15 protein-coding genes and 1 pseudogene are annotated in these 20,101 nt (G+C 72.7%); 7 read left to right on the forward strand and 9 right to left on the reverse strand.

Annotated elements, in window-relative coordinates; genetic code table 11:
* The first annotated feature begins 43 nt into the window (after positions 1-43).
* Complete coding sequence (locus tag DCW30_RS35330) at positions 44-1,459, forward strand: MFS transporter (RefSeq protein WP_079250276.1); 1,416 nt, start codon at positions 44-46, stop codon at positions 1,457-1,459.
* A 28-nt stretch (positions 1,460-1,487) separates the two neighbouring features.
* Here DCW30_RS35330 and DCW30_RS35335 read toward each other — a convergent pair whose 3' ends face one another.
* From DCW30_RS35335 to DCW30_RS35350, 4 genes are all read right to left on the reverse strand, one after another.
* Entirely contained in the window at positions 1,488-2,807 is a 1,320-nt protein-coding gene (locus DCW30_RS35335) for an amidohydrolase family protein (protein ID WP_076688078.1), read from the reverse strand.
* Positions 2,808-3,404: 597 nt separating this feature from the next.
* Complete coding sequence (locus DCW30_RS35340) at positions 3,405-4,424, reverse strand: NAD(P)/FAD-dependent oxidoreductase (protein WP_076688081.1); 1,020 nt, start codon at positions 4,422-4,424, stop codon at positions 3,405-3,407.
* Positions 4,421-4,960, reverse strand: a complete 540-nt coding sequence (locus tag DCW30_RS35345) for an isoprenylcysteine carboxyl methyltransferase family protein (RefSeq protein WP_076689796.1) — start codon at positions 4,958-4,960, stop codon at positions 4,421-4,423. The genes DCW30_RS35340 and DCW30_RS35345 overlap by 4 nt, the downstream gene beginning before the upstream one ends.
* Before the next feature lie 106 nt (positions 4,961-5,066).
* Positions 5,067-6,125 (reverse strand): type III polyketide synthase, encoded by a 1,059-nt coding sequence (locus DCW30_RS35350; protein WP_076688083.1) that lies wholly within the window; start codon positions 6,123-6,125, stop codon positions 5,067-5,069.
* Between the two features lie 148 nt (positions 6,126-6,273).
* Here DCW30_RS35350 and DCW30_RS35355 point away from each other — a divergent pair, with 148 nt between their 5' ends.
* A complete protein-coding gene (locus tag DCW30_RS35355; RefSeq protein WP_076688086.1) occupies positions 6,274-7,188 on the forward strand; it encodes a UbiA family prenyltransferase in 915 nt (304 codons plus the stop codon).
* A gap of 90 nt (positions 7,189-7,278) precedes the next feature.
* Here DCW30_RS35355 and xdhC read toward each other — a convergent pair whose 3' ends face one another.
* From xdhC to DCW30_RS35370, 3 genes are read right to left on the reverse strand one after another with little or no spacing between them, the layout of a single operon-like run.
* Positions 7,279-8,088, reverse strand: coding sequence for a xanthine dehydrogenase accessory protein XdhC (gene xdhC / locus DCW30_RS35360; protein WP_076688087.1), 810 nt, complete (start codon positions 8,086-8,088; stop codon positions 7,279-7,281).
* 1 nt (position 8,089) lies between these two features.
* The gene (gene xdhB, locus DCW30_RS35365) at positions 8,090-10,546 is read right to left on the reverse strand and encodes a xanthine dehydrogenase molybdopterin binding subunit (RefSeq protein WP_076688088.1); all 2,457 of its coding nucleotides are present in this window, start codon (positions 10,544-10,546) and stop codon (positions 8,090-8,092) included.
* Positions 10,543-12,015 carry a xanthine dehydrogenase small subunit gene (locus DCW30_RS35370; RefSeq protein WP_076688089.1) on the reverse strand — a complete coding sequence of 491 codons (1,473 nt, stop codon included), beginning with the start codon at positions 12,013-12,015 and terminating at the stop codon, positions 10,543-10,545. The genes xdhB and DCW30_RS35370 overlap by 4 nt, the downstream gene beginning before the upstream one ends.
* A gap of 1,135 nt (positions 12,016-13,150) precedes the next feature.
* On the opposite strand from DCW30_RS35370, the gene DCW30_RS35375 reads away from it, so the two are divergent.
* Both DCW30_RS35375 and DCW30_RS35380 read left to right on the forward strand, forming a co-directional pair.
* Positions 13,151-14,059: a zinc-binding dehydrogenase gene (locus DCW30_RS35375; RefSeq protein ID WP_076688090.1), complete on the forward strand. Its 909-nt coding sequence runs from the start codon at positions 13,151-13,153 to the stop codon at positions 14,057-14,059.
* A 78-nt stretch (positions 14,060-14,137) separates the two neighbouring features.
* Positions 14,138-15,055: an AraC family transcriptional regulator gene (locus tag DCW30_RS35380; protein ID WP_076688091.1), complete on the forward strand. Its 918-nt coding sequence runs from the start codon at positions 14,138-14,140 to the stop codon at positions 15,053-15,055.
* Between the two features lie 274 nt (positions 15,056-15,329).
* On the opposite strand, the gene DCW30_RS35385 is transcribed toward DCW30_RS35380, so the two are convergent.
* Positions 15,330-15,932, reverse strand: coding sequence for a CGNR zinc finger domain-containing protein (locus DCW30_RS35385; RefSeq protein WP_373569092.1), 603 nt, complete (start codon positions 15,930-15,932; stop codon positions 15,330-15,332).
* Positions 15,933-16,015: 83 nt separating this feature from the next.
* Here DCW30_RS35385 and DCW30_RS35390 point away from each other — a divergent pair, with 83 nt between their 5' ends.
* From DCW30_RS35390 to DCW30_RS35400, 3 genes are all read left to right on the forward strand, one after another.
* On the forward strand, positions 16,016-16,810 hold the full coding sequence (locus tag DCW30_RS35390; protein WP_079250277.1) for an MBL fold metallo-hydrolase: 795 nt from the start codon (positions 16,016-16,018) through the stop codon (positions 16,808-16,810).
* Between the two features lie 148 nt (positions 16,811-16,958).
* Positions 16,959-18,044, forward strand: a complete 1,086-nt coding sequence (locus DCW30_RS35395; protein WP_076688093.1) for an LLM class flavin-dependent oxidoreductase — start codon at positions 16,959-16,961, stop codon at positions 18,042-18,044.
* 290 nt (positions 18,045-18,334) lie between these two features.
* Entirely contained in the window at positions 18,335-19,597 is a 1,263-nt protein-coding gene (locus DCW30_RS35400) for an MFS transporter (protein ID WP_076688094.1), read from the forward strand.
* A gap of 75 nt (positions 19,598-19,672) precedes the next feature.
* On the opposite strand, the pseudogene DCW30_RS35405 reads toward DCW30_RS35400, so the two are convergent.
* Positions 19,673-20,080, reverse strand: a pseudogene (locus DCW30_RS35405) (response regulator transcription factor); the annotation flags it as partial.
* Positions 20,081-20,101 lie beyond the last annotated feature (21 nt).

Consider the following 20,101-nt stretch of genomic DNA (forward strand, 5'->3'; position numbering starts at 1 on the left):
GCATGTCCATCCCCACCGTCCGCCGGCGCTGACCACGCTGGCCATGTGCCTGTGTGTCACCTTGGTGATCGGCATGGTCTCCGCCGTCAATCTGGCCATCCCCGATCTGTCGGCCGACGCCCTGCGGCCGTCCGCCCAGGCCGTGGTGTGGGTCGTGGACGGTTACGTCGTCGTTTTCGCCTGCCTGTTGGTTCCCGCGGGCGCGCTCGCCGATCGCCGGGGCCGCAAGGGCACGCTCATGTGCGGCCTGGGGATCTTCACCCTCGGCGCGGTGATCTGCGCCGCCGCCCCGCACATCTCCGTACTGATCACCGGACGCATGATCAGCGGAGTCGGCGCGGCCGCCGTGCTGCCCACCACGCTCGCCCTGCTCGTCGAAGGCCTGCCCGACCAGGCACGGCGCAAGGCCGTCGCCGTATGGGCGTCCATGACGGGGCTCGCCGCCGTGCTGGGCAACGTGGGCGGCGGCGCCGCCATCGAGTACGGCAGTTGGCGCACGCTCTTCCTCTGCCTGCTCCCGCTCGCGCTGTGCGCCCTGCTCCTGGTGGTCGCGGTGGCACCCGTCACCGCCCGCCGCCCGAGTCCCGCCGCGCCACTCGCGGCCACTCTGCTCACCGCCGGTTTCCTGGCGCTGCTCTACGGGATCGTCTCCGGCCCGCAGTCCGGCTGGACCGCCCCGCCCGTCCTCGCCGCCTGCGCGGCCGCGGTGGCACTGCTGGCCGCCTGGGCCCGGCGTGAACTGCGGGCCAGGGAGCCGCTCCTGGACCCTCGGCTGTTCACGCTGCCCGCCGTCCGGGCGGGTGCGGTGGGCATGGCCGCGCTCTTCGCCGGGATGTTCGGTCTCTTCTACCTCAACGGCCAATACCTCCAGTACGCCAAGGGGTACGGGCCGCTCGAAGCCGGGCTGCGGCTGTTGCCGATGGCCGCGGCGCTCCTTGCCGGGCCGCGCATCGGCCTGCTGTTGGAGCGGGTGTGCGGCAGACGCGGCACCGTCCTCATCGGCATGCTGGTACTCGCCGCCGGGCTGTGCGTGGTGTCGGCCGCCGACGCCCGGACCCCGTACGTGCTCTACGCCGTGGGCGCCGGACTCACCGCCCTCGGCTGCGGCGCCGCCAGCCCCCTGCTCTCGCACGCCATGATGAGCGCGCTGCCCGCGGAGAGGGCCGGAACGGGCTCCGCCTTGCAGAGCCTCGTCAGGGAGTTGGGCAGTGCCGTCGGCATCGCCGTCACCGGCACCATCACCACCGCCGTCTTCACGGCCGACCTCCCCTCGCGGCTGTCCGGCCCCGATCGGCCGACGACGGTCGCGGAGGCCGTGTCCCGCACCTCCGATCCCCACCTGCACCGGGCGGCCGTCGACGGGTTCACCGCCGGCCTGCACACCGCTACATTGACTCTCGCCGCCGCGATCACCCTGCTCGCGTTCGCCGTCACCAGGTGGCTTCCAGCAGAGCGGTGACGTGGTGAAATGGTCACGAGAAGGGCGGTCAACGCGGCTCCACGCGTTGCAGATTCGCTCGGCGCACCACCTCGGGGCCCATCTTCGCCGCCCGTGCCACCAGCGCGCGGCCGTCCCAGTCCGGTGGCCAGCCCTCCCACAGCCGCAGCTTGCCGTCGACCACGACAGCGGTGATCTGGTCACGGCCGGCCAGGCGGACGAGTTCCCACTCCAGGTCGTAGGAGGGGGTGAGTTCAGGGACGTCGAGGTCCACGACGAGGAAGTCGGCCGCCTTCCCCGCCGCGATCTCCCCGGTCACCGCCGAGAGGCCGAGCGCGTCGGCGCTGAGCGACGTCGCGTGCTCCAGCCACATCCGCCCCGCGCCGCACGAGGAATCCCCGGAGGCTATGCCGTACGCCAGCCGCTGCGCCGTCTCCGCGGCGTCGACGAGGCGGAACCCGTCGCCGCGGGTTCCGTCCGTCCCCGTGCCGAAGCGCACATCCATCGCGGCCAGCATCGTGGCGTGTGCGACGGCGTTGCCCTTCCAGGCGCTGGCCACGGGGTTGTAGCTGATGGCCGCGCCGGAGTCGGCGAGCATCCGCATCTCGCCCGGCGTGAGCAGGGTGGCATGCGAACCCAGCGTCTGGGGGCCCAGCGCCCCGATATGCCGCAGGTACTCGACCGGGCGTCGACCGACGCTCTTCAACGACCGCTCCACCGAGGCCAGATGTTCATTGACGTGGATCTGGAAGACCGCGTCGGCCTCGCGGCACAGGTCCGCCGTCCGCTTGATGACCTCCGCCGTCGCATCCTCGGGCACGGGGATGGCCAGCGAGGGATGGACCAGCGGATGCGCGTCCCACCGGTCCAGGTGTTCCGGCCCGCCCTTCCCGTCGGAGACGACCTTGGACAGGACGCATCGGATGCCCGCTTCCTCCGTCGCCCTCGCGATCGCGGCCACGTCGACCGGCGCCCGCGTCCCTGCATCGGCGACCGTCGTGAAGCCACCGCGCAGGGCCTCGAGGGCGGCCAGCTTCGCCGACACGTAGGCGCTGTCCTTGTCGAGCGCGTGCTCCAGCGGCTCCCATATCGTCTTGAAGATCTCCGATGGCTGCCCGAACGACTGGGCCTTGCCGAAACTCTGCGTCAGGTGATGGTGCGCGTCGACGAAACCCGGCATGAGCAAGTGCCCGTCCAGCCGCACCGGTCGCAGGCCGGGGTGCGCGGCCATGAGCTCCTTCGCCGGCCCGACCGCCCGGAACTTCCTGCCGTCGACGAGCACGGCCTGCCCACGCTTCGGCCCTCCCGGCAGCATCAAAAGCTCCGGTACGAGCAGCTTCTTGGCCCCCTTGAACTGCTCCGCCCGCACCGCACCACCGGGTGAGCCGGCCCCGCCGTGCCCCTCCGGCCCGCCGGCCCCCGGCCGCCCGGCGCTGCTCCCGTCCGTGGCCGCGCCGGCGCTGCCGGCGGCCGGGGCGCCGATGAGCCCGGCGGCACCCGCCAGGCCCGTCCCGACGAGAAACGTCCTTCTGCCGGGCTGCTCCCGCTGACCTGACGTCGCCGGCCCTCGTTCTTCGCTCCGCTGCTGCTCCGCCGACCGCTGGTGCCGCTGTTCGTTCCGCCGCTCGCTCGCCAACTCACTCGCCCGCTCTCGTGCTTCCCGTACCTGCGCGGTTGCCACCCCGCGCACGCCGGACCCCGCGTGCGGGCGACAGCGGTGTGCCGTGCGTACGGCGAAGCCCGATGCCAGCCGTACGCCAGGTCGGTCGTGCGGGGTGGCCCGACCCTAGGACTCCACCGGGCGTGGAACAAGACTTCCGGCATGCGGCATCCGCGCAGCGAGAGGACGGGTGGCGCAACTGACGCCCACCGGCATCGAACCCCTGGTCAGACCGCATGTCCGGCTCGGCCGAAGTGGCGTAACCTCACCGAAACATGGCATGACCGAGGGCCTGAGACCGGGTCACTACTGCAAGGCGCGCACCGTGGCCGCGAACGCATAGGGCATCCGCGCGGCCGCGGGGACGATGAGGCGGGCCGTCCGCGGGCGGCGGCTCACGGCGAGGAGGGCCCCGGTCAGCAGCCGGTGGCGTCGGGTCAGCAGGGTCCAGGAGCGCTCGTACTCGGCGGGTCGTCCGGCGGTCAGAGCGCGCACGGCGGCGCCGGCCGTCGCGAGCCCGAGGGCGATGCCTTCGCCGGTGAGGGCGTCGAGGTAACCCGCGGCGTCGCCGACGAGCAGGACGCGGCCGGCGACCCGGCGCCGAACCCGCTGGCGCAGCGGTCCCGCTCCGCGGACGTCGGTCGCGGCCGGGCCGCCCAGCTTCGCCGCGAGGGCGGGGAAGTCGGCCAGGTGCCCGTCGAATCCCCGGCGGACGCGGCTGAGGACGGCGACGCCGACCAGGTCGTCACCGACCGGCGTCACATAGGCCTCGCCGTGCCGGGACCAGTGGACCTCGACGAAGTCCGTCCACGGCTCGACGCGGTAGTGCCTGCGCAGGCCGTAACGGCCGTACGGGCGCCCCGGCAGCTCCAGCCCCAGGCCCCGGCGCACGGGGGAGTGCAGGCCGTCCGCGGCGATCAGCCAGCGGGCCGTGATCCCGGCGGCGGTGACCGAGCCCGCGTCCTGGCGCACCTCGCCGACCTTCCCCCGCACCATGCGCACCCCGAGGCCGAGAGCGCGCCGGTGCAGCGCCGAGTGCAGCGTCGTACGGCGAATGCCCAGCCCGCCGGGTCCTGGACCGCGGAAGGGCGCTTCGGCTCGGGTGACGCCGTCCACGTAACGGATGCCACGCAGTTCGCGGCCGGTGACCTCGACGCCCAGTGCCCGCAGAGCGGCCACGCCGCCGGGCATGATCCCTTCCCCGCAAGCCTTGTCCACCGGACCGCCACGGGGCTCGACGACCACGGCTTCGAGGCCCGCGCGCGCGGCGTGGATGGCGGCGGCGAGGCCGGCCGGTCCGCCACCGGCCACCAGGACGTCGATCATGCCGGAACCGACGTGACGGGGGAGGCCTCGGCGGCCAGCGCCCGGTTCTCGCAGCGGATGCGCACGGTGAGCAGAACGGCGTTGAGGACCGTGAACGCGGTCGCGGTGACCCACGCGGTGTGCACCAGGGGCAGGGCCACGCCCTCGGCGACGACGGCCGCGTAGTTGGGGTGCCGGAGCCACCGCCAGCGGTAGGGTCCGCCCGCCACCAACGGCAGCCCGGGGACCACGATCACCCGGGTGTTCCAACGGGGACCCAGGGTATGGACGCACCACCACCGCAGCGCCTGGGACGCCGCGAGGACGGCCAGCATCGGCCAGGCCAGGGCGGGCAGCACGGGCCGGTCGGCCAGCCACACCTCGGCCGGGCAGGCGAGCAGCAGGGCGGTGTGGAGGGTCACCATCGCCGGATAGTGGCCCTGGCCGGACACGGTCGCGCCCCGGAGGGTGCTCCAGCGCGCGTTGCGGCGCGCGACGGCGAGTTCGCAGACGCGCTCGGCGGCGACGGCGGTCACCAGCAGTCCGTACCAGATCATGTGCTTCACTCCCCTCGGTCGTACTCCTGGGCCATGCTTCTCGGCCGGTCCTTCGCCGAGCCCGGCCCCGCACCCGCCACTGCACCCGACCTATCAGGCGCTCGAACTACCAGCTCAGCAGCACCAGTTCACAGGCGAACCCCGGCCCCATGGCCAGGAGCACCCCCGGCGTGCCCGGTGGCGGGCGGCGTTCGGCCAGGGTGTCGCGCAGTACGTGCAGCACCGATGACGAGGACAGGTTGCCCACGTCGGCCAGGTGACGCCAGGTCACGTCGAGTGCGCCGCCGGGCAGGTCGAGCGCCTCGGTGACGGCGTGCAGGACCTTGGGGCCGCCGGGGTGGCAGACCCAGGCGGTCACGTCCTTCGGCTTCAGGCCGTGGTCGCCGAGGAACCCCTCGACGTCGTCGGCGAGGTGTGCGCGCACCACCTCGGGGATTCGGGGGTCGAGGACGACGCGGAAGCCGGAGTCCCTGACATCCCAGCCCATGACGCGGTCCGTGTCCGGGTACAGGTGGCTGCGCGTGTCCACGACCGTCGGGCCGGCTCTCCCGCCCGAGCGGTCCGCGCCGCACGCGACGACGGCCGCCGCGCCGTCGCCGAACAACCCGGTGGCGACGAGGTTGGCCATGGAAGCGTCGTCGCGCTGGAAGGTGAGCGAGCACAGCTCGACCGACAGCAGGACCGCCACGTCGCCGGGCCTGCCCAGCAGGTAGTCGTGCATCCGCGCCAGACCGGCGGCGCCCCCGGCGCAGCCCAGGCCGAACAGGGGCAGTCGCTTGACGTCAGGGCGCAGCCCGAGCCGACCGACCAGCCGGGCGTCGACCGAGGGAGTGGCGACACCGGTCACGGAGGTGAAGATCAGCAGGTCCACATCGGCAGGGGCCAGTCCCGCCGCCCGCAGCGCGTCCCGGACGGCCGTGGCGCCCAGGGCGGGAGCGGTGTCGACGAAGACGTCGTTGGCGGTCCCGAAACCGTCGAGCTCCGCGTACCGTTCGAGCGGCAGCGTCATGTGGCGCCCGCGGACCTTCGCGCCGCGGTGCAGCCGGTCGAGCACCCGTCGGTCGGCCCCCTCCGGCAGGCAGGTGCGGGCCACTATGTCGGTGATCTCGGACTGGGTGTGACGGTGCGCTGCGAGGGCACCGCGAACGGCGGCGATCCGCGTCATATGTTTCCCGCCCGGTGGACCGGTGTACCGACTGGAGTGTGTTGCCCTGCCATCCGTTCCCCGGTCCGGTGCTCGCGCACCAGGGATCGCCCGTCCGGCCGCGTGGCCCGGGCGGTGGCTGGGCCGTGGCCCGCCTACGATCGGCCGGATGGACACTCCCGGCACTCCCGCCACTCCTGGCCTTCCCGGGACTCCACACACTGCCGAGCCGGCGACGGCCGGTGGTGCGGCCACAGGTCGGGCCGGCCGGGTGGGCGGCTTGGCCCGGTCGTGTCACCCGGGCCCCGTCGTGGCGGTCACCGCTCTGACTGCGGCGCTGGCCGTGGTCGCCGGCCAGGGCGTCGCGCGCTCTGCCCTGACCTCCGGCGCCGTCCTCGCCGGGCAGTTGTCCGTCGGCTGGTGCAACGACGCGTTCGACGCCCGCCGTGACATCGCGGCGGGCCGCCGAGGCAAACCGGTCGTCGACGGCGCGGTCGGCGTGCGTCAGGTGTGGGTGGCCGCGTACGCCTCGCTGGCTCTGTGCGTGCCGCTGTCGCTCGCCTGCGGCCTGTGGGCGGGCGGCGTTCACCTCGCCGGGGTCGCGGCGGCGTGGGCGTACGACCTGCGCCTCAAGGCGACGGCCTGGTCCTGGGCGCCGTACGCGCTGGGCTTCGCCGCGCTGCCCGCGTTCGTGGCCCTGGGCCTGCCGGGGCAGCCGTGGCCTGCCTGGTGGATCGTCACGGCCGGGGCGCTCCTCGGGGTCGGCGCCCATCTGGGGGACGTACTGCCCGACATCCGCGACGACCTGGCGACGGGCGTACGGGGCTGGCCGCACCGGCTGGGGGCCGACCACGCGCGACGGCTGCTGCCCCTGCCGCTGGTGACCGCGTCCGCCGTCCTGACCCTGGGGCCGCCGGGACCGCCCGGTGGGCGGGGAGTGGCGGTGCTCGTGGCCGCCGGGCTGATCGCGGGCGCCGGAGTGGTGCTTGGCCGCCGCCGGGAGCGGGCGGCGTTCGCGGCGGCCGTGGCGGTGGCGACCGTGGACGTGGCGCTGCTGCTGGTGAGCGGCGCCGGGATCGCCTGACCTCCCGGCGCCGGGCCACCCCGCCATCCGTGCGCTGTGCCATGCGCACGGACGCCGGGGCGTCCTGCCGACCCCTCCGTCGGGCAGGGGTCAACCCCTCTCGGACTCGAAGGTCCGCAGCAGATCGGCGGCCACGCTCACCGCGATCGTCGCGGGCTCCTTCCCGGTGATGCCGGCCAACCCGATCGGGGTCTTGATCCGGTCGATGGCCGCCTCGTCGTGACCACCCTCGGTGGCGAGGCGCTTGCGGAACCGCGCCCACTTGGCCGCCGACCCGATGAGGCCGATGGAGCCGAGATGGGGCGTGCGCAGGGCGGCGTCGCACAGCGCGGCGTCCTCGGCGTGGTCATGGGTCATGATCAGGACGTGGGTGCCGCGCGGCAGCTCCGCGAGCACCTCCTCGGGCAGCAGCGGCGTGTGATGCACGTGCACCCGCCCCACCGCGTCCGCCAGCACGCCGAGCCGCTCCTCGGTGAGGATGTCGGAGCGGGAGTCGACCAGATGGAGGTCGAGGTCCTGACGCGCCAGGACGCGCGCCAGCTCCAGCCCTACGTGGCCGACGCCGAAGACGGCCACCGCCCGTACCACCGCCAGTGGTTCGAGCAGCACCGTGACCGTGCCGCCGCAGCACTGCACGCCGTGCCGGTTGGCCACCTTGTCGTTCAGGGCGAATTCCATCAGCTCCGGCCCGGGCCCGGACGCGGCGATCATCTCCCGGGCCCGGTCGATCGCGACGGCCTCGACATTGCCGCCGCCGATCGAGCCCCACGTCCCGGTCTCTCCGACGACGAGTTTCGCGCCGGCGTCGCGCGGGGCGTGGCCGCGCACGGCCGCGACGGTCACCAGGACGCCGGGCTCCCGGCGCGCCCGCAACCGCGCGACCGCGGCGACCCACGTCATGTCAGGCACCGCTCAGCGTCTTCGCGTCGCTCCGGACCTGGCCATTGGCGGCATGGCCGTCGGCGGCAGAACCGCTGTCAGCGGCGCTGTCGGTGGCCGAGCCGTCGCGTGCCGACCCGTTGCCGGAGACACCACCCCGGCGAGCCGCCTGGATCGCCCAGTACACCGCCTCCGGCGTCGCCGGCGTTGCCAGCTCGACGCTCACCCCGCCCGGTCCGAACGCGGCGGCGGCCTGCCGCAGGGCCTCACGGACCGAGAACGCCAGCATCAGCGGAGGCTCACCCACCGCCTTGGAGCCGTACACCGCGCCCTCCTCGGTGGCGTTCTCCAGCAGCGTGACGTGGAACTCCTCGGGCATCTCCGAGAAGCTCGGCAGCTTGTAGGTGCTCGCCGCCTGGGTGAGGAGGCGACCGCGGTGCGGTCCGTCACTGGTGTCCCAGCGCAGATCCTCCAGCGTCAGCCAGCCCGCGCCCTGCACGAAGCCGCCCTCGACCTGCCCGATGTCGATCATCGGGGAGAGGCTGTCGCCGACGTCGTGCACGATGTCCACCCGCCGGATGCGGTAGGCGCCGGTGAACCCGTCGACCTCCACCTCGGCCGCGGCGGCTCCGTGGGAGAAGTACTTGAACGGTGAGCCCCTGAACGCCTTCGCGTCCCAGTGCAGGCCCTCGGTCCGGTAGTAACCGGCCGCCGACAGCTGGACCCGCTGGAAGTACGCGGTGCGCACCAGGTCGTCCCAGGCCAGCTCCCTGTCGCTGCCCAGCGAGCGCGCGACACCCTCGACGATGCGCACGTCCGAGGCGTTCGCGCCGAGCTGGGTCGCGGCCACCTGCAGCAGCCGCTCACGCAACTGCTCACAGGCGTTCTTCACCGCGCCACCGTTGAGGTCCGCTCCCGAACTCGCGGCGGTGGCGGAGGTGTTGGGCACCTTGTCGGTGCGCGTGGGGGCGAGGCGCACCTTGTGCGGGGGGATGCCCAGCGTGGTCGCGGCCACCTGGATCATCTTGGTGTGCAGTCCCTGGCCCATCTCGGTGCCGCCGTGGTTGATCAGGACCGAACCGTCCTTGTAGATCAGCACCAGCGCGCCGCCCTGGTTGAAGGCGGTGAGGTTGAACGAGATCCCGAACTTGACGCCGGTGACCGCGAGCGCCCGCTTGGTGTGCGGGTGCGCGGCGTTGAAGGCGGCGATCTCGCGCGTGCGATCGTCGATGCCGCCGTTCTCCTGGACCTTGTGCCAGACGGCGGAGATCCGTTCGTGCTGGGTGACCGGCTGGCCGTACGGCGTGGTCTGGCCGTGCCCGTAGAAGTTGCGTTCGCGCAACTCCGTCGGGTCCAGGCCGAGCAGCGGAGCGCACCGGCCCAAGATGTCCTCGATCACCAGCATGCCCTGCGGTCCGCCGAAGCCGCGGAACGCGGTGTTGGAGACCTTGTTGGTCCTGGCGATGCGACCGGCGATGCGCGCGTTGGGGATCCAGTACGTGTTGTCGATGTGGCACAGCGCACGGGCGAGGACGGGCTCGGAGAGGTCCAGGCTCCAGCCGCCGTCCGCGGTCAGAGTGGCGTCCAGGGCCCGGATGCGGCCGTCGGCGTCGAAGCCGATCCTCCAGGTGGCGTTGAATCCGTGCCGCTTTCCGGACATGGTCAGGTCCTGCGTCCGGTTGAGCCGCAGCCGAACCGGCCTGCCGGTCAGCCTGGCGCCGAGCGCGGCGATGGCCGCGAAGCCGTGCGGCTGCATCTCCTTGCCGCCGAAGCCGCCGCCCATCCGCAGACACTGCACGGTCACCTCGTGGCTATGCAGGCCGAGGACGTGCGCGACGATCTCCTGGGTCTCCGAGGGATGCTGGGTGCTGCTCTGGATGAACACCTGCTCGTTCTCGTCGACCAGGGCGAGCGCGGCGTGTGTCTCCAGATAGAAGTGTTCCTGATCGGAGAACTGGAACTCGCCGGTGAACACGTGCGCGGAGTCGGCGAAGCCCGCGTCGACGTCACCGGTCAGCATCACGGGCCGGGCCCCGTGGAAACTCTCGGCGGCGATCGCGTCTTCCAGCGTGATCACAGAGGGCAGTTCGTCGAGGTCCACCTCGACGGCCGCCGCACCGAGCCTGGCCGCCTCCAGGGTCTCGCCGAGCACCCAGGCGACCGCGTGGCCGTAGTACATGACCTCGTCGGGGAAGAGCGGCTCGTCGTGCTTCATGCCGGCGTCGTTGACGCCGGGTACGTCGGCGCCGGTCAGCACACGGACCACACCCGGCACGGCGAGCGCGGGCTCGGTGCGCAGCGCGGTGATCCTGCCGTGCGCCTTCATGACCTGGACGGGATGGGCGTGCAGGACGTCCTTGGTGCGCTGGACCAGGTCGTCGGTGTAGAGCGCGGCGCCGGTGACGTGCTGGGTCGCGCTCTCGTGCGGCATGGAGACGCCGACGACGGGCTTCTCGGGGCGATCGGACAGATGGCTCATGACGACACACCCTCGGTGGTTCGTGCGTACAGCTTCAGCAGGCTCTGGCCGAGCATCGCGGAGCGGTACCCGGCGCTGGCGCGGTGGTCGTTCATCGGTGTGCCTTGCGTCTGGAGGATTCGGGCCGCGGCCTCGACGGTCGCCGCCGCCCAGGGCTGACCCTCCAGGGCCGCCTCGACAGCGAGGGCGCGGATCGGGGTGGCGGCCACGCCGCCGAGGCCGATGCGCGCCTTGCGTACGATGCCGTCCTCGATGTCGAGCGCGAAGGCGACCGCGACGCTGGAGATGTCGTCGAAGCGACGTTTGGTGATCTTGTGGAAGGCCACGACCGGTGACAGCGGCAGCGGCACGCGCACCGCGCGGATCAACTCGTCGGGACGGCGCACGCTCTGCCGGTAGCCGGTGAAGTAGTCCGCCAGCGGAACCTCGCGCTCGCCGTCGGCGTCCGCGAGCACCACCGACGCGTCGAGGGCGAGCAGCGCGGGCGGGCTGTCCCCGATGGGAGAGCCGGTGCCCAGGTTGCCGCCGAGGGTCGCGCTGTTGCGGATGAGCCGGGACGCGAACTGCGGGAACAGCTCCGCCAGCAGCGGGACGCGGCCGTCGAGGCTGCGTTCGATCTCGGTGAGCGTCAGCGCCGCGCCGATCTCGACGTGGTCGGATTCGACGCGCAGCTCCCGCAGTTCGGGCAGCCGGTCGACGGCTATCACGCAATCCGCCCGACGAGAGCGGATGTTCACCTCGACGCCCCAGTCGGTGGAACCGGCGACCACCACCGCGTCGGGCCGTTCCCGCAGCAGCCGCAGCACTTCCGCCAGGGTGGCCGGACGCAGGAACACCTGGCCGCCCCGGGTGTACTCGGTGGCGACCGGCGCGGGCGGTGACTGCTCGCGGCGCTGGGCCAGGGGGTCCTCGTCGGTGGGCGCACCGACGGCGAACGCGGCGTCACGGATCGGGCGGTAGCCGGTGCAGCGGCACAGGTTTCCGCTCAGCGCGTGCAGGTCGAAGCCGTTGGGGCCGTGCTCGGCGTCGGCTGGTTCCGTGCCGCCGGCCGGGGCCGCGTGCGCACAGCGGTCGGGCCGGTAGTACTCGGACGCCATGCTGCAGATGAACCCCGGCGTGCAGTACCCGCATTGGGAACCGCCACGGGCCGCCATCTCCTCCTGCACCGGGTGCAGGGTGGCCGGTGTGCCGGGTTCGCCTACGGTGGCGAGTCCCTCGGAGGTGATGACCTCCTGGCCGTCGAGCGCCGCGGCGGGCAGCAGGCAGGCGTTGACGGCCACCCAGTCGGTGGGCTTGTTCACCCCGGGCCTGGCCACCAGGACGGAACAGGCGCCGCATTCACCCTCGGCGCACCCCTCCTTGGTGCCGGTGAGGCCACGTTCGCGCAGGAAGTCCAGCGCGGTGGTGTGGGGTGCGGCCGGTGCGATCGGTGTTTCCTTGCCGTTGACCGTGATCCGCGCCTCTGTCATGACAGGCCCTCGTTTCGGTGCACGGTCGTACGGCGCGCGGCCGGTCGAATCATCATGTTCGCCAATGTCGGGCAGCTTTCTGTGCTCAGGCGCGCCACCTGAAGCAGGCGGCACGAGACGGCACGCGGCAGTGGCGTGCCGGAAGAGGGTGCAACGAAGGGAAGGAAGCGAAGAGGGTGACGCGATGGAGCTGGCGCGATGGGGTGATGCGCCGGGGGAGTGTGACAGGAGAAGTGCGAAGGGGGTGGCGCAAGACCCGGCATGTGCGATGTGCCCCGCCCGACCGGCGTGAAGGCGCTGCGAACGGCGGGCACGACGTGCCGCGAACGGGCACATCGGAACGGCGTGCTCAGGCGCCGTGCGCGATCCGACCCGGAACCCAGACCGTGCGCTGGGCGAGGCGACCGAGATCAGAGTCGGTGTTCATCCGCTGGTCGCCCCTTTCTCCGGTGACAGGTCGACTCTCCGGGAACAAGTCGACGGCCACCGCAAACTAATGGCTGCGGTCACCGGGGTCAAGAGGCCGACGCGCCGGCACGCGTCACGAGGCGCGGCCGGCGCGGCGCCGCGGCGAGCGTGATGCTGTGACCGCGGCTTCAATCAGGGGTTCCGGCCGTTCCCAGCCGTAGCGGACCTTCTGCTCCCCGCCGAGGTTGATGACCACCGCCGCCCGGGCGGGCGTCGGCCCAGGCGTATCACGGCGAGGTGGCAGGTGCCGCGGCGTTCCCGTAGGACGTACGCGCTGCATGGCCGGAGGCGGTCAGCGCGCGGGGCAGGTCGTAGTCGCACTCGTGCGTGCGTTGCGCTTCACGGGGGATGACGGCGAGCACGGCCAGGGCCACGGCGCCGACCAGCGGCCCCCGCCGCCCTACGGAAGCGGAAGCACCGGTGGCTGGAGATCAGCATGTTGCCGAGCATGTCTGCCCGTCGTAGCGCCATCCACCGGGTGGGCGCAGAGCGCGACGCACCATGAGCCGCACTGACACAGATCGTCAACTGATTGATTCTCACGGGGCTGGTCGCCGTGCCGGTGCTGCGTAGGGTTTCAAGCACGCGGCGGTGCGGCACTTGCGCACTCGATCTGTTGCCGCGCCGAGTATTCGGCACATCCACGAGCGAAGGAAACACACCCCCTATGCGTGCCCTTGTGGTCGATCACGGTGAGGCCGGGCCCGTCCGGTTCGCCGATGTCGATGAGCCCGTGCCGTCCACCGGTGAGGTGCTGGTGGAGATACGGCACATCTGTCTCAACTTCGGAGAGTTGAATTACGTGCACCAGTGGCCGGCCGGGGCTGTGCACGGTCACGACGCGGCCGGCGTCGTGGTGCGCGCCGCGTCCGACGGCTCGGGACCGCCCGAAGGCACGCGCGTCGCCGTGGGAATGGCTCCCCACGCCTGGGCGGAGCGGGTGGCAGTCAGTCCCGCCTCGCTCGCCACCGTTCCCGAGGGCGTGGAGCTGGCCGACGCCGCCGCGCTGGGGATCGCCGGGGTCACCGCGTTGCGGGTGCTGCGCAAGCGTTCCCTCCTGGCGCGCGACGTGCTGATCACCGGCGCCAGCGGGGGCGTGGGGCACTTCGCCGTCCAGCTGGCCGCGCTGGCGGGCGCCCGGGTGACGGCACTCGTCGGTTCGCCGGAGCGGGCCGCCGGACTCCGTGAACTCGGCGCCGACAGGGTGCTGACCGACTTGGCCGACACCGGCGACCGGTTCGACCTCGTCCTGGACACCGTCGGCGGGCCGCTGGTGGCCCAGGCGTGGAGTTGCCTCGCCGAGGGCGGCGCCATCCACCTGGTCGGTTACTCCTCGGGGCAGGAGTCCACGTTCCCGCCAGGGACCTTGTTCGGCTTCGGTGAGCCCCGCAGCATCGCCACCTACGGCGATATGACGCCGACCGGCGGGGAGCTGACGGACCTGTTGGGCCTCATGGCCGCCGGGAGGCTCTCGGCGCCGGTCGGACTGCGAGGCGGCTGGCAGGACGTGGGCGACGCCGTCCAGGCGCTGTTCGCGCGGAAGGTACACGGAAAGGTCGTTCTCGACGTGGTCTGAGGCTGTGGACGAGGAGACATGCGTCGTCGGTCGGTCGGCCGTCGACGGCTGTGCGCGGCGGTGGACGAGAATGGACCCATGGATGTGCTGGCGGAGGTCTTGCGTGTCTCGGGTGCGCGTGGGGCGCTCGGAGTCATGCTGAAGGCCGGAGGAACCTGGGGCCTGCGGCTGGACTCCGCTCCGGGAGCGGCACTGCACGTGGTGTCCCGCGGCACTCTGTGGGTCCATGTCCCGGGCCAGGATCCTCTTCAGGCACAGGCCGGAGACGCCGTCCTGGTGTCGCCGGGCACCGCACACGGGATAGCCGGCGGCGTCGACGTGGCCATGGGCTCCTGCGACCGGGAGGAGGCGGCCCGGGCCTTCGGCGATGGCCGGGCCCTTCGGCTGGGCTCGGCGCCGGTGCAGACGGAAGCGATCGTCCTGCACTACGAGCAGGACCCGGAGGTGCGCACACCGGTGCTCACCTCCCTCGCTCGGCCGATGCACGTCACAGCCCGGGAGAACGCCCAGCTCAGAAGGACCGTCGAACTTCTCGCCGCTGAGCTCGCACAGCCGCAGATCGGCACCACCGCCGCCGTCAACAGCATCGTCGACCTTCTGCTCGTCCAGTTCGTACGCGCCTGGCTGGCCCGCCACCCGCAGGAGCAGTCCGGCTCTTGGCTGGGAGCGATGCGTGATCCGGTCGTGCGCGACGCTCTGGCGTGTGTCCACGCCCGGCCGGAACACCCCTGGACCACGGAGATCCTGGCCGCCGCGACGAGCGTCTCCCGGGCGACGCTGTCCAGGCGTTTCCGGTCCGCCCTCGGGCAGACGCCGGGCGCGTACGTGACGCAGTGGCGCATCGACCTGGCGTCCGTCCGGCTCCGCGACACCGACGAGCCGGTCGAGTCGATCTCCGCCGCGGTCGGATACGGCTCTCCGCACGCTTTCAGCCGTGCCTTCAGACGTGCCCGGGGCACGGCCCCGGGCGAGTATCGTTCCCGGCTTCGCAAGTGATCCGATCCCGCTGCTGAGCGAACATCTGTGTTGAGTAGCCGGTCGTCCAGGTGGGCAACTTTCCGCTCTTGATGTCAACAGCTGCCAGATTCGCGTTCAGCGGTCATGGAGGGCACTGCCGAGATGCCCGTTCGGCAGGCCGCCTGTTTGACGGCCGTGTCGGCCATGGGCTCGGTCCAGGCGAGGCAGCGGGGTCCGAGGCCACACTCCAGCCGCAAAGCAGGGACGTCGGGGGTGTGCGGCATGGCTGGGCCGGGCCGGTCGTCCGGCGGTGTCAGTCCGTCGTGGTGCGGCGGGCGTAGGCGCGGGCGGCGCGGGCGCGGTCGCCGCAGCGCGTGGAGCACCACTGGCGGCGTCCGTGTTTGACCAGGAAGCGGTTGCACGGTGGGGAGGCACAAGCGGTCAGGCGACCGGCGTCGGGGGAGGTGAGCAGGTCGGCGGCGTCGGCGGCGATGGCCGCGAGGGCGTGCTCGACGATCGCGGTGGTGGGGTGGGGCGTGGCGCGGTAGGGACCGGTCTTCTCGTCCCACACCAGCAGAGCTGTCGTCGGGACGCGGGTCATCGCCTCGTTGACCGCCGCGACGGCGGCAGGCAGGGCGGGCTGCCCCGCGACATGGGAGGCCAGGAGCGACCTGACCTGTTCGCGCAACGAGCGCAGTTGCGTGGCGCACACCTCCGCCAGGCCGGCGTCGGCCGGGGCGAGCTCGTGCCGCGCCAGCCACTGCTCAGCCCGCGCCGGGGTGCCCAGGAGATCGGCCGTGTGCCCGCCGGGCAGAGCGACGGCGCTGTTGGCCAGGGCCAGGGCGGGGTGCTCATCCTCACCCGGCGCCGACGGCAGGGCGGCTTCTTCCCTCACGAACTCTTCCATGCTCCTCATGGTACGGGTTGCTTTCATCCGTGAGGCATGCCTACAGTCGACTCACGGTTAACACGCACTCTATCCGTGAGGAAATTCGTCTCGTGTCTTCCCCCGCCCCGCAGAGAGCCCCCTTCCCCGTCCGCGTCTTCGGCGGCCCGACCGCCCTGTTCGAGTACGGTGGCCTGCGCTTTCTCACCGACCCCACCTTCGACGGCCCCGGTGACCACCCGGCACCGGCCGCCGTGCTGACCAAGACGGCGGCCGCCGCCGGCAGCCCGGCGGATCTCGGCCGCGTCGACGTGGTCCTGCTCTCGCACGACGAGCACGCCGACAACCTCGACACCTCCGGCCGGGCCCTGCTCGCCGACGTCCCGCTGACGCTCACCACCCCCGGCGGCGGTGAGCGTCTCGGCCGGGCGGCCACCGGCCTCGCCGACTGGCAGTCGGTCGAGCTCGAGCGCCGGGACGGCGGGCCCGGCACGGTCACCGTGACCGCCGTGCCCGCCATCCACGGCCCCGGCAAGCGCGAGGACGTCGAGCCGATCGCCGGCCAGGTCGTCGGGTTCGTCCTGACCGGCGAGGGCCTGCCCACCGTCTACGTCAGCGGTGACAACGCCTCCCTCGACGCGGTCAGGGACATCGCCGAACGCTTCGGCCCGGTCGGCACGGCCCTCCTCTTCGCCGGAGCGCCCCGCTTCGCCGAAGTCTTCGACAACGAGGTGATCGTCCTGGACAGCGCCCAGGCCGCCGAGGCGACGAAGATCCTCGACGCGGGCTGCGTCGTCCCCCTCCACTACGACAGCTGGGCCCACTTCACCGAGGGCCGCGACGAACTCGTCGCCGCCTTCACCGCCGCCGGTCTCATCGACCGCGTCGACTTCGGCGTCCGCGGCTGACCCTGTACTTCGGCGTCCGCGGCTGACTCCCTATACGTCGGACCCGTACGCCGGACACGGCCGGGCGCCGGCCGGCGCCCGGCCAGCCTCCCGCGCCACCGAGGGACCGCGCCACCGAAGGACCGCTTCACCAAAGGACCGCACCACCATGACCGACCCGATCCGTGGCGCCCGCCATGGCTCTGCCCCAGCCGCCCTGTCCGTGCTGGACTCCGCCATGACCGGCACCGGCCAGAGCGCCGCAGAGGCCCTGGCCTGCAGCATCGAACTCGCCCGGCTCGCCGACCGGCGCGGCTTCACCCGCTACTGGATGAACGAGCACCACGCCATGCCCGGCGTCTCCACGTCCAGCCCGCCCGTCCTGCTCTCCCGACTGACCGCCGAGACCAGCAGGCTGCGGCTCGGCGCGGGCGGGATCATGCTGCCCAACCACCCACCGCTGGTCGTCGCCGAACAGTTCGGCATGCTGGACGCCCTCGCCCCCGGCCGCATCGACCTGGGCCTGGGCCGCGCCCCGGGCACCGATCACGCCACGGCCGCGGCCCTGCGCCGTGGCGCCTCCGACGCCGAGGACTTCCCCCAGCAGGTCGTCGAGCTGCTGCACTTCCTCGGCGACGACTTCCCCGCCGAGCACCCCTATGCCGACCGCGTGTACGCCGTACCGGGGCCCGCCCAGGACCGGCTCAACGGCGTCGCCCCGGCCACGGGCCGCCTGCCGGTGTGGCTGCTCGGCTCCTCCGGCTACTCCGCGCAGCTCGCCGCCCGGCTCGGCCTGCCGTTCGCCTTCGCGGCACACTTTAACCCGCGTGACGTCGTGGCCGCCCTGCGTCTGTACCGCGAGCGGTTCACTCCGTCCGAGGCCCTGGCCGAGCCGTACGCGCTGGTCAGCTTCACCGTCGCGGCATCCGATGACGAGCGTGCGGCCCGCCGCCAGGCCGGCACCCTCGCGCACGCCATGCTCCGCATGTCCCAGCGCAAGTCCTACCTGCTGCCGTCTCCGGAGGAAGTGGACGCCTACCCGTACGACGCCCAGGAACGCCAGGCCGTCGACAGCTGGCTGAACCACGTCCCGCACGGCACCCCCGAGCAGGTCACCGCCCACCTGAACCAGGTCCAGCGGGACTCCGGCGCCGATGAGGTCATGATCGGCAGCGTCGGCCACTCCGCCCGGGCCCGGTTGCGCTCCACCGAGCTCATCGCGGACGCCTACGGCATGCCCGACAGCCCGCACTGACGCGAAGGCAGGGCGGCCCTCAGTCCCTCAGTGCTGATCACTGTTCATCTCCGATTCCCCCTGCTCCCGGGGGAGTTCTCGATGAGTTCCCGTGGCCCCGCTCTCACCCGCCCGGCACAACCCTCCCGTACGTCCAGCACTGCCCCGCGCCCAGGTCACCCAGGGCCGCTCCGCCCTGGCCCGGCACGTCACGACCGCCCCTGACCGCCGCCCGACGACCACCGGCCGCCCGCTGGTAGCCCCCCGCACCCCGGCCTCCGGCGTCCCGGCACAGCGAAAGCACGCACCTCATGGGCCACCTGCCCCTCACCTCCGCCCCGCCCATCGCCACCGACCCCGCCATATCCGCGGTGCAGAAGCGCACCCTGACCGTCCTGCTCGTCTCCCAGATCCTCAGTGGTGTCGGCCTCGCCGCCGGAGTCACCGTCGCCGGGTTGCTGGCCGGGCAGATGCTCCACGACACCTCGCTGTCCGGACTGCCCATCGCCCTGCTCACCGCGGGCTCCGCCGGCGCCGCCGTCGTCATCGGGCGCGTCTCCCCGTGCCTCGGCCGCCGCCCCGGACTGGCCGCCGGGTATCTCACCGGCGCCCTCGGCGGTGCCGGCGTCGTCGTCGCGGCCGCGCTCGACAGCCCCGCGCTGCTGTTCGCCTCCCTCTTCCTGTACGGCGCCGGAACCACGTCCAACCTCCAGGCCCGCTACGCCGGAGCCGACCTCGCCGCACCTCATCAACGTGCCCGTGCCACCTCCACCGTCATCGTCGCCACCACCGTCGGCGGCATCGCCGGACCACTGCTCGCCACCCCCGCCGGACACCTCGCGACCGCGCTCCACCTCCCCGGGCTGACCGGCCTGTTCCTCCTCTCCACGGCCGCGTTCGCCCTGGCCGCACTCACCCTCCTCGTATGGCTGCGACCCGACCCGCTGTTGCTCGCCCGCACCCTGACCGCGACCCCCGCTGAGAGCACGCCCGCGGCTTCCCCCTCCCGCGCCGGACCCGGACTGCTCATCGGCGTCGTGGTCCTGGTCCTCAGCCAGCTCGTCATGGTCGCCGTGATGACCATGACCCCCATCCACATGCACGCCCACGGATTCGGCACCACCGCGTCCGGCCTCGTCATCGCCCTGCACACGGGCTCCATGTATCTCCCGTCGCCCTTGGCCGGCCGTCTCGTCGACCGATTCGGCGCCACGGCGATGAGCGTGGTGACGGCTTGCACACTGCTCGCCGCGGGAGTGGCCGCCGCCCTCGCGCCCGGCCACTCCTTCCCCCTGATCACCCTCGCCCTCGTCCTGCTCGGCGTCGGCTGGAGCTTCGGCCTGGTCACCGGCACCGCGATCGTCACCAACAGCGCGCCCCTGGCCACCCGGGCCAGAGTCCAAGGACTGGTCGACGTCGCCGTCGCCCTCGCGGGCGCCGCCGGTGGCCTGGCCTCCGGCGTCGTCGTCGCCTACGCCGGTTACCCGGTCCTCGCCGTCCTGTGCGGCATCCTCGCCTCCGTGGCCGCGCCTGCCGCCGTCGTCGCGGCCCGCAAGAACTCCGCGCACGCCTGAGTGAACGTAGAAGCCGCTGTGGCGGTCGGCCGCCGCAGACCAGCAACTCCGCCGAGAACCAGGTCGGTCCCGGCGTCAGCCGCCTGCGGCCGGCCGGACGAGGCCGCTCTGGTGGGTGATCACGACCAGCTGCGCCCGGTCGCGTGCGTGGAGTTTGGTCGTCGCGCGGGAGATGTGCCTGTGCACGGTCAGGGGGCTGAGGACCAGTCGGTCGGCGATCTCGTGGTCCGACTTGCCCAGCGCGGCCAGCGCCATGACCTCGCGTTCGCGTTCGGTGAGCAGGGTGAGGCGCTCCGGCGCGGTGAGGGGCACGTGGTCGGCAGGGGTGGCCGGGAAGCGCGTGATCAGGGCACGGGTGGCCGTGGGGGAGAGCAGGGAATCGCCCGCGGCCACGGTGCGGATGCCTGCCAGCAGGACGTCGGGGCCGACGTCCTTGCCGAGGAATCCGCTCGCCCCGGACCGCAGGGCCACGGCGACGTTCTCGTAGGATGACCCCGCGGCCTC

This window comes from Streptomyces alfalfae (genome assembly GCF_004127445.1).
GTDB classification, from domain to species: domain Bacteria; phylum Actinomycetota; class Actinomycetes; order Streptomycetales; family Streptomycetaceae; genus Streptomyces; species Streptomyces alfalfae.